Source organism: Citrobacter sp. wls827, from assembly GCF_005280875.1.
GTDB classification, from domain to species: Bacteria; Pseudomonadota; Gammaproteobacteria; order Enterobacterales; family Enterobacteriaceae; genus Citrobacter; species Citrobacter youngae.
In genome coordinates this window covers 1-14,960 of record NZ_SZWR01000014.1, presented here as the reverse complement: position 1 = coordinate 14,960, position 14,960 = coordinate 1, and the positions used below count along the sequence as shown (strand labels likewise).

Annotated in this window: 11 protein-coding genes and 1 pseudogene; 6 read left to right on the top strand and 6 right to left on the bottom strand. The window is 53.4% G+C overall.

The genetic code is table 11. The features are described 5' to 3' along the window. Positions 1 to 46: 46 nt before the first annotated feature. Positions 47 to 364 carry a met regulon transcriptional regulator MetJ gene (gene metJ, locus FDX03_RS09145; RefSeq protein ID WP_048213988.1) on the bottom strand — a complete coding sequence of 106 codons (318 nt, stop codon included), beginning with the start codon at positions 362 to 364 and terminating at the stop codon, positions 47 to 49. A 265-nt stretch (positions 365 to 629) separates the two neighbouring features. Here metJ and metB point away from each other — a divergent pair, with 265 nt between their 5' ends. Next, the gene (gene metB, locus FDX03_RS09140; protein WP_005121701.1) at positions 630 to 1,790 is read left to right on the top strand and encodes a cystathionine gamma-synthase; all 1,161 of its coding nucleotides are present in this window, start codon (positions 630 to 632) and stop codon (positions 1,788 to 1,790) included. A gap of 2 nt (positions 1,791 to 1,792) precedes the next feature. Further along, positions 1,793 to 4,225: a bifunctional aspartate kinase/homoserine dehydrogenase II gene (gene metL, locus FDX03_RS09135; protein ID WP_048213987.1), complete on the top strand. Its 2,433-nt coding sequence runs from the start codon at positions 1,793 to 1,795 to the stop codon at positions 4,223 to 4,225. A 26-nt stretch (positions 4,226 to 4,251) separates the two neighbouring features. On the opposite strand, the gene FDX03_RS09130 is transcribed toward metL, so the two are convergent. After that, on the bottom strand, positions 4,252 to 5,424 hold the full coding sequence (locus FDX03_RS09130) for a cytoplasmic protein (RefSeq protein ID WP_137345826.1): 1,173 nt from the start codon (positions 5,422 to 5,424) through the stop codon (positions 4,252 to 4,254). A gap of 133 nt (positions 5,425 to 5,557) precedes the next feature. Here FDX03_RS09130 and FDX03_RS09125 point away from each other — a divergent pair, with 133 nt between their 5' ends. Beyond that, a complete protein-coding gene (locus FDX03_RS09125; protein ID WP_048213985.1) occupies positions 5,558 to 7,114 on the top strand; it encodes a bifunctional UDP-sugar hydrolase/5'-nucleotidase in 1,557 nt (518 codons plus the stop codon). A gap of 38 nt (positions 7,115 to 7,152) precedes the next feature. Here the strand turns inward: FDX03_RS09125 and FDX03_RS09120 are convergent, their stop codons facing one another. Further along, positions 7,153 to 7,530: a carboxymuconolactone decarboxylase family protein gene (locus FDX03_RS09120; protein WP_048213984.1), complete on the bottom strand. Its 378-nt coding sequence runs from the start codon at positions 7,528 to 7,530 to the stop codon at positions 7,153 to 7,155. 89 nt (positions 7,531 to 7,619) lie between these two features. Between FDX03_RS09120 and FDX03_RS09115 the strand changes: the two are divergent. From FDX03_RS09115 to katG, 3 genes and pseudogenes are all read left to right on the top strand, one after another. Next, positions 7,620 to 8,526, top strand: a pseudogene (locus FDX03_RS09115) (LysR family transcriptional regulator). 157 nt (positions 8,527 to 8,683) lie between these two features. Then, on the top strand, positions 8,684 to 9,571 hold the full coding sequence (gene metF / locus FDX03_RS09110; RefSeq protein WP_005121692.1) for a methylenetetrahydrofolate reductase: 888 nt from the start codon (positions 8,684 to 8,686) through the stop codon (positions 9,569 to 9,571). A 168-nt stretch (positions 9,572 to 9,739) separates the two neighbouring features. After that, a complete protein-coding gene (katG, locus tag FDX03_RS09105; RefSeq protein WP_137345825.1) occupies positions 9,740 to 11,920 on the top strand; it encodes a catalase/peroxidase HPI in 2,181 nt (726 codons plus the stop codon). Between the two features lie 85 nt (positions 11,921 to 12,005). Here the strand turns inward: katG and FDX03_RS09100 are convergent, their stop codons facing one another. The 3 genes from FDX03_RS09100 to FDX03_RS09090 form a co-directional block, all read right to left on the bottom strand. Beyond that, entirely contained in the window at positions 12,006 to 13,109 is a 1,104-nt protein-coding gene (locus tag FDX03_RS09100; protein WP_048213981.1) for a glycerol dehydrogenase, read from the bottom strand. Positions 13,110 to 13,121: 12 nt separating this feature from the next. Next, positions 13,122 to 13,784: a fructose-6-phosphate aldolase gene (gene fsa, locus FDX03_RS09095; protein WP_124021998.1), complete on the bottom strand. Its 663-nt coding sequence runs from the start codon at positions 13,782 to 13,784 to the stop codon at positions 13,122 to 13,124. 247 nt (positions 13,785 to 14,031) lie between these two features. Beyond that, entirely contained in the window at positions 14,032 to 14,880 is an 849-nt protein-coding gene (locus FDX03_RS09090) for an AraC family transcriptional regulator (RefSeq protein WP_115601187.1), read from the bottom strand. Positions 14,881 to 14,960: the final 80 nt, after the last annotated feature.

The following is a 14,960-nucleotide window of genomic DNA, read 5'->3' as shown; positions in this document are numbered from 1 at the left end:
GGCGGGGTTATCCCGCCTTTTCTCTTTTTTTCTAACCGTCAGCCGATCAGTACTCCCACGTCTCCGGGTCGATCCCCAGTTCACGCATGATGATCTTCGCCTCTTCCGGGATCTCATCACTGCGTTCTTTGCGCAGATCCTCGTCGTTTGGCAACGGTTGTCCGGTAAAGGCGTGCAGAAACGCTTCACACAGCAGTTCGCTGTTGGTGGCGTGGCGCAGGTTATTCACCTGACGACGCGTGCGTTCATCGGTAAGGATTTTTAACACCTTCAGAGGAATGGAAACCGTAATTTTTTTGACTTGCTCACTCTTCTTACCGTGCTCAGCGTATGGGCTGATATATTCGCCGCTCCATTCAGCCATGAGATACCTAATCCTCTTTGTCATTAATATTGAGGCCAGAACCTGAGCCCGGACCATAATTGCGCGTAGTTTATCGTAGTGGCGCGGCCCTGACACGAAGTTAGCCGACGCAAATGTACGCTAATGCATATAATTTTAACGGCTATTTCCTGTTTGCTCAATCTATACGCAAAGAAGTTTAGATGTCCAGATGTATTGACGGCTATTGTAACAATGATTACTCTGGTGTCTGACTTTTCACCGACTCAGCCAGGATCTCCTCAATATGACGCGTAAACAGGCCACCATTGCAGTGCGTAGCGGATTAAATGACGACGAGCAGTACGGTTGCGTTGTCCCGCCGATTCACCTCTCCAGTACCTATAATTTCACCGGTTTTAATGAGCCTCGTGCTCATGACTATTCACGCCGTGGCAACCCAACGCGTGATGTGGTTCAGCGTGCGCTGGCGGAGTTGGAGGGGGGCGCTGGTGCAGTGCTGACCAATACCGGCATGTCGGCGATTCATCTGGTCACCACGGTGTTTCTGAAGCCTGGCGATCTGCTGGTCGCACCGCACGACTGTTACGGTGGTAGTTACCGCCTGTTTGACAGTCTGGCAAAACGTGGCTGTTATCGTGTGCTGTTTGTCGATCAGGGTGATGATCAGGCGCTGAAAGCGGCGCTGGCAGAAAAACCGAAGCTGGTGCTGGTCGAAAGTCCAAGCAACCCGCTGCTGCGCGTGGTAGATATTGCAAAAATCTGCCAACTGGCACGTGAGGCTGGTGCGGTGAGCGTTGTCGACAACACTTTTTTAAGTCCTGCACTGCAAAATCCACTGGCATTGGGCGCCGATCTGGTGTTGCATTCATGCACGAAATATTTAAACGGTCACTCAGACGTGGTGGCTGGTGTTGTTATAGCCAAAGATCCGGAAACGGTCACTGAACTGGCATGGTGGGCGAATAATATTGGCGTGACCGGCGGCGCATTTGATAGTTATCTGCTGTTGCGCGGCCTGCGTACTCTGTCACCGCGTATGGAGGTGGCGCAACGTAATGCTCAGGCTATTGTGGACTACCTGCAAACCCAGCCGCTGGTGAAGAAACTGTATCATCCGTCACTGCCGGATAATCAGGGGCATGAGATTGCCGCGCGTCAGCAAAAAGGGTTTGGCGCGATGTTGAGTTTTGAACTGGATGGCGACGAGCAAACATTGCGTCGCTTCCTGAGCGGGTTGTCATTGTTTACGCTGGCGGAATCATTAGGGGGCGTTGAAAGTCTGATCTCCCACGCCGCGACCATGACACATGCGGGTATGGCGCCAGAAGCGCGTGCTGCTGCCGGAATTTCGGAAACGTTGTTGCGTATCTCCACCGGTATTGAAGATGGCGAAGATTTAATTGCCGACCTGGAAAATGGCTTCCGGGCTGCAAACAAGGGGTAAACATGAGTGTGATTGCGCAGGCAGGGGCGAAGGGTCGTCAACTGCACAAATTTGGTGGTAGTAGTCTGGCAGACGTGAAATGTTATTTGCGTGTCGCAGGTATTATGGCGGAGTACTCGCAGCCTGACGATATGATGGTTGTTTCCGCCGCGGGCAGTACCACTAACCAGTTGATTAGCTGGCTGAAGTTAAGCCAGACCGATCGTCTTTCTGCGCATCAGGTTCAACAGGCGTTACGTCGCTATCAAAGCGAGCTTATCAGCGGTTTGTTACCTCCTGAGGTGGCGGATGGGTTGATCGGCGCGTTTATTCACGATCTGGAACGCCTGGCCGGGTTACTCGACAGCGGTGTAAACGATGCCGTTTATGCTGAAGTCGTCGGGCATGGCGAGGTGTGGTCCGCGCGTTTGATGTCCGCTGTCCTTAATCAACAGGGGCTGGAATCGGCCTGGCTGGATGCGCGTGAGTTTTTACGTGCTGAACGCGGCGCTCAGCCGCAGGTGGATGAAGGTCTTTCTTACCCATTACTGCAGCAACTGCTGGCGCAGCATCCGGGTAAGCGCCTGGTGGTGACTGGTTTTATCAGCCGTAGCAATGCGGGTGAAACGGTCCTGCTGGGGCGTAACGGCTCTGACTACTCGGCGACGCAGGTTGGTGCGCTGGCGGGCGTTTCTCGTGTCACCATCTGGAGCGATGTCGCCGGGGTTTACAGCGCGGATCCGCGTAAAGTAAAAGACGCCTGTTTGCTGCCGCTGCTGCGTCTTGATGAAGCCAGCGAGCTGGCGCGTCTGGCGGCTCCGGTTCTGCATGCCCGCACCTTACAGCCGGTTTCGGGTAGCGATATCGACCTCCAGTTGCGCTGTAGCTACACGCCGGATCAGGGATCAACGCGGATTGAGCGAGTACTGGCTTCTGGTACCGGGGCGCGCATCGTGACCAGCCATGACGACGTCTGTCTGATTGAGTTTCAGGTTCCCACCGGCCAGGACTTTAAGCTGGCCTACAAAGAAGTCGACCAGATTTTAAAACGCACCCAGGTGCGTCCACTGGCGGTGGGCGTGCATCCTGACCGTCAGTTGCTGCAATTTTGCTATACCTCCGAAGTCGCTGACGGCGCACTGAAAATTCTTGATGAAGCCGGTTTGCCGGGCGAGCTGCGTCTGCGCCAGGGGCTGGCGCTGGTGGCGATGGTTGGGGCAGGCGTAACGCGCAATCCGCTGCATTGCCACCGTTTCTGGCAACAGTTAAAAGGCCAGCCAGTCGAGTTTACCTGGCAGTCGGAAGAGGGGATCAGTCTGGTTGCGGTACTGCGTACCGGCCCGACCGAAAGCCTGATTCAGGGTTTGCATCAGTCTATTTTCCGCGCAGAAAAACGTATTGGTCTGGTGCTGTTCGGCAAGGGGAATATTGGTTCACGCTGGCTGGAACTGTTTGCTCGCGAACAAACAACGCTTTCCGCGCGTACCGGGTTTGAATTCGTGCTGGCAGGCGTGGTGGATAGCCGCCGCAGCCTGCTGAACTATGAAGGGCTGGATGCCAGCCGTGCCCTGGCCTTCTTCGACGACGAAGCGGTAGAGCAGGATGAAGAGGCGCTATTCCTGTGGATGCGCGCCCACCCGTATGATGATTTAGTGGTGCTGGATGTGACGGCCAGTGAACAATTGGCCGATCAGTATCTGGACTTCGCCAGCCATGGTTTCCATGTCATTAGCGCCAATAAACTGGCGGGGGCGAGTACCAGTGATAAGTATCGCCAAATTCATGATGCTTTCGAAAAAACCGGTCGCCATTGGCTGTATAACGCCACCGTGGGCGCAGGTTTGCCGATCAACCATACTGTGCGCGATCTGATTGATAGTGGCGATACGATTCTGTCGATCAGCGGGATCTTCTCCGGCACGTTATCCTGGCTATTTCTGCAATTTGATGGCACGGTCCCGTTCACCGATCTGGTGGATCAGGCCTGGCAGCAAGGGCTAACTGAACCGGACCCGCGCGTCGATCTTTCTGGCAAAGATGTGATGCGTAAGCTGGTGATCCTGGCGCGTGAAGCAGGTTACGATATTGAGCCGGACCAGGTTCGCGTTGAGTCACTGGTGCCTGCGCACTGCGAAGAAGGCTCCATTGACCATTTCTTTGAAAATGGCGATGAGTTGAATGAACAGATGGTGCAACGTCTGGAAGCTGCACGTGAAATGGGGCTGGTGTTGCGCTACGTGGCGCGTTTTGACGCTAATGGTAAAGCGCGTGTGGGTGTTGAAGCAGTCCGCGCTGAACACCCGCTGGCAGCGCTGTTGCCGTGCGATAACGTGTTCGCCATTGAAAGCCGCTGGTATCGTGATAACCCGCTGGTGATCCGTGGGCCGGGCGCAGGTCGTGATGTGACCGCCGGTGCTATCCAGTCCGACATCAACCGTTTGGCGCAGTTGCTGTAGTTTGCGTTGCCGGATGGCGCTTACGCTTATCCGGCCTGGCTATGACACAAACCGTAGGCCCGGTAAGCGGCAGCGCCACCGGGCAAATCCAGGATGTTGTATTTCTCCGTCAGCGTCCTTATCGTCTGAAACACAGAATGGGCAGAGTAACGTGGGCTTTGCTGAAATTCCGTCTGTTGCTGCAACCAGTTGAGAAAATGATGACTTGCCGCCAGGGTTATTGACGCTCCTTTTTCAACCTGACCCTCTGTTAACAAACACACCATTTTACGCGTGTCGCCTTGTTGCCAAATTTGCCACTGGTTTTGCCACCATCCCTGATAACTTTTGCCCAGTAACTGCCAGGGCCTGGTGTGTTGATCGTCGCTGATTTCTTCATCCACAAACCAAAGCGAGGCGTGATGTTCGCGAAATTGTTCCGCCCATGCGGTAATCACTGCGCCGCGCAGAAAGCATTCGTGGGCAATAATGTGCGTTTTTACCGCAGGCCAGAGATGGCTCAGGACGCGGAAATGCCCATGCGCGGTAATGACCGGGCGTAAAATTGCGCCGCTGGCGTTACGTTTGAGCATCGCGCTGCCGTACTGAATTTCGTCAAATTGGCTGCGGCGTAAAAACTGCGTTTCTCGCTGACTGACTCGTTCCACAATATCATCATGACTCACCACTGGCTCAGTGCTGCCGCGCCAGCGGTAACGCAATGAAGCCCCGGCAGGATGAGGTGTGAAATTGCTGGAAATATGCAGAATATTACCGCGAATAGCGTCAAAACTGAGCAACACATAGAGTTGCTGATCTGCACTGGCACCCTGAAAAGGTACGATCAGAGAGACTGTTGCGATTTGTTCGGGCGGTTGGATGGCGACAAGCGGTTGCTGCTTTGGTGTCCAGACCTTTTTGCAGCTCCGGCACTGAACGCGCTGGCTGCCCTGAGGGTTATGCCCATAGAGGATGGTTTCCCGCTGATAACAACGTGGGCAAAAATGACCGCTTTGGGCGGCAAAATCCGTTAAATATGCTGACAACCACCTACCAAACTGTTCCTCATTAAACAGCGGGGGATAGCTGCCGCATGCCCGGCAATGCAGTGCGGCATAACCCAGCCGATACTCTGGCCAGCTGTAATCTGCTGAGCTCGCCAGTCCCAGATTTTGGCAGCCAAAGGATTTACAGCAATTGATAGTGAACGGAGATGTCATCGTATTACCAACGATTTTTAATGGTCGTTGATTTTGACCCGCGACTATCACCGGTGGATGTGAGTTTTCTCACATAAAAAACCCTTTCAGAACGTAACGTAGCGATTCTTTATATGACTGAAAGGGATTGATTATGAAGTTAAAAATGCTTGCTGTTGGTGTTCTGGTATCGTTGCCGCTCTGGGCGAGTGCCAAAGATGTCACAATTATTTATACCAACGATCTCCATGCCCATGTCGAACCTTATAAAGTGCCGTGGATTGCGGATGGCACGCGTGACATTGGCGGTTGGGCCAATATCACGACGATGGTGAAGCAGGAGAAAGCGAAAAACAGCGCCACCTGGTTTTTTGATGCGGGTGATTATTTTACCGGGCCGTATATCAGCAGTCTGACCAAGGGTAAGGCGATTATCGATATCATGAACACCATGAATTTTGATGCTGTCACCATGGGTAATCATGAATTCGATCACGGTTGGGACAATACGCTGTTGCAACTGAGTCAGGCGAAATTCCCCATCGTGCAGGGTAATATCTTTTATCAGAACAGCAGCAAAATGTTCTGGGATAAGCCTTACACCATTATTGAAAAAGATGGCGTGAAGATTGGCGTGATTGGCCTGCACGGCGTGTTTGCTTTTGATGATACGGTTTCTGCGGCGACACGTATTGGTATCGAAGCGCGTGATGAAGTGAAGTGGTTGCAACGCTATATCGATGAGCTTAAAGGCAAAGTCGATCTCACCGTGGCGCTGATCCATGAAGGCACGCCAGCGCGTCAGTCCAGTCTGGGCGGCACCGATGTGCGCCGTGCGCTGGATAAAGACATCCAGACCGCAGGCCAGGTGCAGGGGCTGGATATCCTGATCACCGGTCATGCGCATGTGGGCACGCCGGAGCCGATTAAAGTCGGTAATACCCTGATCCTTTCCACCGACAGCGGGGGCATTGATGTGGGTAAACTGGTGCTGGATTATCAGCAGAAACCGCATCAATTTACCGTGAAGAATTTCGAGCTGAAGACCATTTTTGCGGATGAATGGCAGCCAGACCCGCAGACGAAACAGGTCATCGATGGCTGGAATAAAAAGCTTGATAAGGTGGTACAACAAACGGTTGCAAACTCTCCGGTTGAGCTGACGCGTGCTTACGGTGAATCTTCTTCGTTGGGCAATCTGGCGGCGGATGCGTTGCTGGTGGCGGCAGGTAAAGATACCCAGTTAGCGCTCACTAACTCAGGCGGCATCCGTAATGAAGTCCCCGCAGGAGCCATCACCATGGGGGCGGTCATTAGCACCTTCCCGTTCCCGAACGAGCTGGCCACAATGGATCTCACCGGTAAGCAGTTGCGTAGTTTGATGGAGCACGGTGCGAGTTTAAGTAACGGTGTTTTGCAGGTATCTAAAGGCCTGGAGATGAAGTATGACAGCAGTAAACCAGTCGGTCAGCGAGTCACCGTATTGACGTTAAACGGCCAACCCATTGAAGACGCCACCATCTATCACATTGCCACCAATAGCTTCCTGGCGGACGGTGGTGATGGTTTTGCCGCATTTACCGAAGGTAAAGCGCGAAATACATCCGGAGGCTACTACATCTCTAATGCGGTTGTTGATTATTTCAAAGCGGGAAATCCGCTGACGGATGAGCAACTCAAAGGCATGCGTGTGGCAGATGTGAAACCGTAGCGAGCTCAGGCCAGCAGACAATCCGCTGGCCTGTTGTTTTAGCCTCTGTGAGAGGCAAACACCTCTTTCGCGGCAAACAAACCATTAAGTGCCGCGGGGAAGCCAGCATATACGGCCATCTGCATAATCACTTCAACGATCTCATCCTGCGTTAAACCCACGTGTAATGCCGCGCCAATATGTACTTTCAGTTGCGGTGTGGCGTTACCCAGCGCAGTTAATGCCGCGACGGTAGCTATTTCTCTACTGCGTAAATCCAGCCCCGGTCTTGAATAGATGTCGCCAAAAGGAAATTCAATCAGGTATTGGGCGAAGTCTGGCGCAATGTCCTGCAGACTTTCGATGACTGCATCGCCCCCTTTGCCATCTACTTTTTGCAACATCTCCTGGCCGGTAATAAAGCGTTCTGAAAGCATCATTTCTTCCTCTATCGTGTGGTCTGTGGCGTGAGGATAGAGCGCGCAGAATGATTGGGATAATACCGTTTCCGTGATACTTTTTTGGTATGACAATATCGCCCCTGCACTCTCTGGATATCCGTCTGCTGCGCTACTTCACCGTAGTGGCCGAAGAGAACAACATGAGTCGTGCGGCGCAACGTCTTTTTATGTCGCAGCCGCCGCTAAGCCGTCATATTCGCCAGCTTGAAGAACGCCTGGGGGTGACGCTTTTTGTCCGTCATACCCGTGGGCTTACGCTGACGGAGGACGGCCAGCGCGTACTTGAAATGGTGCGTCCGCTGCTGGCGCTACAGGACAAGACCTATATTGCATTGAGCCAGTTAGCGCAGATGGAGGTGCAACCTCTGCGTTTAGGATTAAGCACGGCGTTTGAACAGGGCGTTTTTGTGGCGCTTGAATCAACGCTAAATGCTCGTGTAAAAATGCTGCGTGTCATGCGTCACGGCTCACCTGAACTTGTTCGTCAGGTAAGGCGAGGCAAACTGGATGCGGCGCTGGTGGCTTTGCCTATTGAGGCATCTGGGCTTACCGTCACCCCTTTAGCCTGGCAAGAGCCGATAATTGCTGCATTACCCTCCTTTTGGTCAGAGGCTTGTACGGCTTCTCTTTCCTTATCGGCACTCAACCACCGACCGTTGTTCTGGTTCCAGCGGGAACGTAACCCGGCTTTCTTTGACTATACCCGGCAGATTTTCCACCGCGCTGGTTACTCTCCTTCCTGTCTTGAAGAACCACTGGAGCATGATGTGCTGCTTGCGCGGATTGCAGGGCGATGGTTTAAGTTTGCTCCCGGCTTCATTTGCTGCTATCCAGCGCCAGGGCGTGGTATTCCATCCACTGAGCGATGCTGAGCTGTGTATCCGTGCCGGGTTAGTGATGTTGCCTGAAAATGAGAGCCGGTTGCAGTGGGTGCAAGAACTCATGACGCAATCCCTCATCATTTCAAGCTGATGTGAATTTTTTTCACGTTGGCTGAGTATTCCTCACCTTTAGCGATGATTTTTGTGTTGACGGCAGCATGCTTTTCCGTCATTTTTACATCTAGACGTCTAAACGTATAGCAGTTCACAACACAACATATAACGACAAAAGATTGATGAGGTAAGGTATGAGCTTTTTTCACGCCAACCAGCGGGAAGCCCTGAATCAGAGCCTGGCAGAAGTTGCCGGTCAGATTAACGTTTCATTTGAGTTTTTCCCGCCGCGCACCAGTGAAATGGAGCAAACCCTGTGGAACTCCATCGATCGCCTGAGCAGCCTGAAGCCGAAGTTTGTTTCAGTCACTTACGGTGCAAACTCTGGTGAGCGCGACCGTACTCACAGCATTATTAAAGGTATTAAGGATCGCACGGGTCTTGAAGCGGCGCCGCACCTGACCTGCATTGATGCGACCCGTGATGAGCTGCGTACCATTGCTCAGGACTACTGGAACAACGGTATTCGTCATATTGTTGCCCTGCGCGGTGACCTGCCGCCGGGAAGCGGTAAACCAGATATGTATGCTTCTGACCTGGTGACGCTGCTGAAAGACGTTGCTGACTTTGATATCTCCGTTGCGGCTTACCCGGAAGTGCACCCGGAAGCAAAGAGTGCTCAGGCTGATTTGCTGAACCTGAAGCGTAAGGTTGATGCCGGTGCGAACCGCGCGATCACCCAGTTTTTCTTCGATGTAGAAAGCTATCTGCGCTTTCGCGATCGCTGCGTGTCTGCGGGAATCGATGTGGAAATTATTCCGGGTATCCTGCCAGTCTCCAACTTTAAGCAGGCGAAAAAATTTGCCGACATGACCAATGTTCGTATCCCTTCCTGGATGTCGACAATGTTTGATGGTCTGGATGATGATGCCGAAACCCGCAAGCTGGTAGGGGCGAATATCGCCATGGACATGGTGAAGATCCTCAGTCGCGAAGGGGTGAAAGATTTTCACTTCTATACGCTCAACCGCGCTGAGATGAGCTACGCTATTTGTCACACACTGGGTGTAAGACCGAATTAAACAGATGCCCCAGCCCTCTACGGAGGGCTTTTTATTGATCATTTTGATCTACATCTCTGTAACGTAAAATATAAAAGGAATTAGCTATCGAATCTGTGGGTTATTTCGACTATATCTTATCTCTGGTGGTGTATATCGTAGTCAGAACACTGTAAAGGGAGCATATAGATGAGCATGTCCGACGATAGCCAGAACACATCAACTGCCGGTAAGTGTCCTTTTCATCAGGGCGGTCACGACCAGAGCGCGGGAGCAGGAACGAACAACCGCGACTGGTGGCCTAATCAACTCCGTGTAGATTTGCTGAACCAACATTCCAACCGTTCGAACCCGCTGGGCGAGGACTTCAACTACCGCAAAGAATTTAGCAAACTCGACTATTCTGCCCTGAAAGGGGATCTCAGAGCCCTTCTGTCCGAATCTCAACCGTGGTGGCCTGCCGACTGGGGTACCTATGCCGGTTTATTCATCCGTATGGCATGGCACGGTGCAGGGACCTATCGCTCCATCGATGGACGCGGTGGCGCGGGTCGCGGACAGCAGCGTTTTGCACCACTGAATTCCTGGCCGGACAACGTTAGCCTTGATAAGGCGCGTCGTCTGCTGTGGCCAATCAAGCAGAAATATGGTCAGAAAATTTCCTGGGCCGACCTGTTTATCCTCGCGGGTAACGTGGCGCTGGAAAACTCAGGTTTCCGTACCTTCGGTTTTGGCGCAGGGCGTGAAGACGTCTGGGAACCGGATCTGGACGTAAACTGGGGTGATGAGAAAGCCTGGCTGACTCACCGCCATCCTGAAGAGTTGGCAAAAGCGCCGCTGGGCGCAACCGAAATGGGCCTTATCTATGTGAACCCGGAAGGGCCGGACCATAGCGGCGAACCGCTTTCTGCGGCAGCGGCTATTCGCGCGACCTTCGGTAACATGGGAATGAACGACGAAGAAACTGTCGCGCTGATTGGTGGTGGTCATACGTTGGGCAAAACCCACGGTGCAGCACCAGCATCCCATGTTGGTCCTGATCCGGAATCTGCACCAATTGAAGCGCAGGGCCTGGGCTGGGCCAGCAGCTACGGCAGCGGCTCGGGTGCAGATGCCATCACTTCTGGTCTGGAAGTTGTCTGGACGCAGACTCCGACCCAGTGGAGCAACTATTTCTTCGAGAACCTGTTCAAATATGAGTGGGTGCAAACTCGCAGCCCGGCAGGCGCTATTCAGTTTGAAGCGGTTGACGCACTGGAGATTATCCCCGATCCGTTTGATCCGTCGAAAAAACGCAAGCCAACAATGCTGGTCACCGACCTGACCTTGCGCTTTGATCCTGAGTTCGAGAAGATCTCTCGTCGTTTCCTTAACGATCCGCAGGCGTTCAACGAAGCCTTTGCCCGTGCGTGGTTTAAACTGACGCACCGTGATATGGGGCCGAAAGCGCGTTACATCGGACCGGAAGTACCGCAAGAAGATCTGATTTGGCAGGATCCACTGCCGCATGCGTTCTTCAACCCAAGCGAAGAAGACATTCTTAACCTGAAGGCGACCATTGCAGCTTCCGGACTTTCTGTCAGTGAGCTGGTATCGGTGGCGTGGGCTTCCGCATCGACTTTCCGTGGTGGTGACAAACGTGGTGGCGCTAACGGTGCGCGTCTGGCGCTGGATCCACAGCGCGGCTGGGATGTGAATGCCACCGCAGCACGCGTTCTGCCTGTGCTGGAAGGTATTTATAAATCTGCTCATACCGCCTCGTTGGCTGACATTATCGTGCTGGCCGGTGTGGTCGGTGTCGAGAAAGCGGCAAGCGCGGCGGGTGTTAACATCACTGTACCTTTTGTTCCGGGCCGCGTAGATGCGCGTCAGGACCAAACCGATATCGAGATGTTTGAGCTGCTGGAGCCTATTGCAGATGGTTTCCGTAACTATCGTGCCCGTCCTGACGTGTCGACCACCGAGTCGCTGCTGATCGATAAAGCGCAGCAGCTGACCCTGACAGCACCGGAAATGACCGTGCTGGTGGGCGGGATGCGCGTACTGGGTGCCAACTTTGATGGTAGCCAGCATGGCGTCTTTACCGATCGTCCTGGCGTACTCAGCACTGACTTCTTCGTCAATCTGCTGGATATGCGTCATGAGTGGAAGGCGGTTGATGAGTCAAAAGAGCTGTTTGAAGGTCGTGATCGTCTGAGCGGCGAAGTAAAATACACCGCAACCCGCGCCGATCTGGTATTTGGTTCTAACTCTGTACTGCGCGCAGTGGCTGAAGTTTATGCCTGCAGCGATGCCCACGAGAAGTTCGTGAGAGATTTCGTGGCCGCATGGGTGAAAGTGATGAACCTGGATCGTTTCGATCTGCTGTAACAGACGATGCCGGATGCCGCTTGTGCGGGTCCGGCATCGTAGGAATAAAAAAATCCCCGCATTTGCGGGGATTTTTATTGGCAGGTTATTCCCACTCTTGCAGATACCGCTGGCCATACTGATCGGCCACCAGCAGCGCAGCGTAAACCTGATCCGGCGTGGCGCCGCCCGGCATGTTGTGGATAGTTTCGCCTTCGGCACAAGCCGCTTCTGCCACAATACGCATTTTCGCCGGGATATCCTGTTTGATGTCCAGTTGCGCCAGGGTAATCGGCAAGCCAACGGAATGGCACAGCGCCGCCACGGTTTCGATTTCGTCTACCGGCGCGTTTTCCAGCACCAGTTGCGTCAGCGTGCCGAAAGCCACCTTCTCACCGTGGTAGTAGTGATGCGCATCCGGGATTGCCGTCAGACCGTTATGAATGGCGTGTGCCGCAGCCAGGCCGCCGCTTTCAAAACCGACGCCGCTCAGATAGGTGTTAGCTTCAATTACGCGCTCCAGTGCAGGCGTGACCACGTGCTGCTCGGCGGCCAGCATCGCTTTTTCACCTTCTTCTATCAGTGTATTAAAGCACAGCTCAGCCAGTGCCAGCGCCGCCTGAGTACACTGGCCCCCTGCCATGGTGGTGGCGCCGCTGCGCGAGCAGGCGCGTGCTTCAAACCAGGTTGCCAGCGCATCGCCGATACCTGCTGCCAGCAGACGCGCCGGTGCGCCCGCGACAATTTTGGTATCAACAATGACCCTGTCCGGGTTGTTCGGCAGCAGCAGATAGCGGTCAAATTCACCGGCATCAGTGTAAATGACGGACAGTGCGCTACACGGTGCATCGGTGGAGGCGATGGTTGGCGCAATGGCGACCGGTACACCCATAAAGTGCGCCAGCGCTTTGGCGGTATCCAGCGTTTTACCGCCGCCGATACCGAGCACGGCCCCGCATTGCGCTTTTTCCGCTACGCCACGCAGGCGGTCGATTTCGTTTTGCGAACATTCGCCGCCAAATGGTGCAATTTCCAGCGCCAATCCGGCGTCATGGAAGCTTTTTTCCAGCGCAGGTTGGGCAAAGCCTAAGACAAACTTGTCCCCAACGACCAGCCAGCGCTCTGCCAGTGGTTTGAGGTAGCTGCCAAGACGGGTAATAACATCAGCACCCTGGATGTACTTACCAGGTGATTGAATAATGCGATCCATACTTTATTTCCCTCACAGGTTGATGTGACCAAATGCGTTGTTCCAGTCCTGCTCAAACTTCTCTATCGCTGACTCTACCGCAGGGGTATTGAGCATTTGTTGCGCTACGTCTAATGGCAGGGTGATTGCTTCACATCCTGCCAGCAAGCAATCCAGCGCCTGACGCGGAGTTTTAAAGCTGGCCGCCAACACCATGCTGTCTGGCGCATGCAGTTCCAGCAATGTTTGCAGTTCCTGTACTGTGCGAATTCCGTCGCCGCCCTGCGCGTCGATACGGTTAACGTAAGGCGCGATATATTTCGCTCCTGCCAGCGCAGCCAGTAGCCCCTGAGAAGCACTGTAAACGGCGGTTCCCAGCGTGGTGATACCCTCTTTTTTCAGCATCTTGATCGCGGCCAGCCCTTCGGATGTCACCGGGATTTTCACTACCAGACCGGGCACCGTATTGCTCAGGCGTTTAGCTTCTTCCACCATGCCCTGCGCATCCCGGCTCATGGTCTGGGCAAACAGAATGCCCTCTTTGCCAATGGCGTTCTGCAGGCGTGGCAGCACATCCCAGATGGATTCTTTGCTTGCTGCCACAATGCTTGGGTTGGTGGTGACGCCCGCGATAGGGAAGATGCGGGCCAGACGTTCGACTTCCGCGACGTTGGCGGTATCAAGATAAAGTTCCATACAAAAACACCCTCTACGTTTTCCGTTAGCTACCCGTTGCCGGGTTGCTTTGCTATGCACAGGATAAGAGTGTTTCGTCACGCGGCGCTATCTGACAAATCTGCCAAAAGCTGGATAAATGTAATATGTCTAAAAAAGTGAGAGATACTTCACATGTAAGTGATATGTGCTGGTATATGTTTTTTGATAATACAAAAATCCAGTAAATGTTACCTTTGTCTCCGTTTTCTGTCCCAGTATGCGATGATTACTGGTCAGTTTTTTTCTCCGTCAACTGGCTGTGATATTGCCGACGATACTCTGACGGCGAACGTTCAGTATTCTTGCGAAACAGGCGGCAGAAGTAGTTGCTGTCAATAAACCCACAGGTGTGCGCCACGTCTTTGATCTTCAGCTCGTAACCCTTGAGCAACGTTTTTGCGTGTTCCAGTCGCGTGTGGTTCAGGTATTCGTTAAACCCGATAGCGCCCGTTTTTTGAAACAGGTGGGAGAGGTAGTTGGGTGAAATGTAAAACGCCTGTGCGACGGATTCACGGGTGAGCGGCGAAGCGTAGCGTTCGTCAATATAGCTGCGAATGGCGTCGAAAAGCGCCTGACTACGTGATGCGGTTTGGATCTGGCTGCCGAGCAGATCGCGACAGTGGCTCAGCAAGCTCGCAACGATTAGCCTGGCCGTTTGCTGCTCCTGTGGCTGCATTTGCATCTCATGGAGCGTTTGCAGCAGAAAAGAGCCAATACGCGGCCCACGCCGAGCGACGTGCTGGTGGGTAAGGTTTTGATATTGCTTGCCGTCCCATTGGACGATGCTGAAACCCAGTTGCTGTTTGCCGAACAGAATGCTGAGTGTCGTGACCGGTGTGACCCACTGCGGAATATTCCAGCCGCCAGCCGGAACAAACAAGACATCGCCGGGGGTAAGCACCTTATCGATACCAGAATCCGCAAATTCACCTTCCAGCACAATTTCCAGTCGCGGAAAATCGACCTTATACGCCAGTTCTGGCGTTGCGGCGTTGCTGCTGGCGAAGTAAACCTGGTGCAGCGGTAAGGGACCGTTAATCAGGCGGGAAAGTAGGTGGCTGATGTTGTGATACATGTGAATCCCTGACAGATCGTGGACAGGGAAACAGTAACCGTCATCATAAAAAAAGGCCACTCTTAAAGAGTGGCCTGAGA

Excerpts from the sequence above, each read along its gene's own strand:
- metJ (WP_048213988.1), bottom strand. The coding sequence starts at position 364 with ATGGCTGAATGGAGCGGCGAATATATCAGCCCATACGCTGAGCACGGT.
- metB (WP_005121701.1), top strand. The coding sequence starts at position 630 with ATGACGCGTAAACAGGCCACCATTGCAGTGCGTAGCGGATTAAATGAC.
- metL (WP_048213987.1), top strand. The coding sequence starts at position 1,793 with ATGAGTGTGATTGCGCAGGCAGGGGCGAAGGGTCGTCAACTGCACAAA.
- FDX03_RS09130 (WP_137345826.1), bottom strand. The coding sequence starts at position 5,424 with ATGACATCTCCGTTCACTATCAATTGCTGTAAATCCTTTGGCTGCCAA.
- FDX03_RS09125 (WP_048213985.1), top strand. The coding sequence starts at position 5,558 with ATGAAGTTAAAAATGCTTGCTGTTGGTGTTCTGGTATCGTTGCCGCTC.
- FDX03_RS09120 (WP_048213984.1), bottom strand. The coding sequence starts at position 7,530 with ATGCTTTCAGAACGCTTTATTACCGGCCAGGAGATGTTGCAAAAAGTA.
- metF (WP_005121692.1), top strand. The coding sequence starts at position 8,684 with ATGAGCTTTTTTCACGCCAACCAGCGGGAAGCCCTGAATCAGAGCCTG.
- katG (WP_137345825.1), top strand. The coding sequence starts at position 9,740 with ATGAGCATGTCCGACGATAGCCAGAACACATCAACTGCCGGTAAGTGT.
- FDX03_RS09100 (WP_048213981.1), bottom strand. The coding sequence starts at position 13,109 with ATGGATCGCATTATTCAATCACCTGGTAAGTACATCCAGGGTGCTGAT.
- fsa (WP_124021998.1), bottom strand. The coding sequence starts at position 13,784 with ATGGAACTTTATCTTGATACCGCCAACGTCGCGGAAGTCGAACGTCTG.
- FDX03_RS09090 (WP_115601187.1), bottom strand. The coding sequence starts at position 14,880 with ATGTATCACAACATCAGCCACCTACTTTCCCGCCTGATTAACGGTCCC.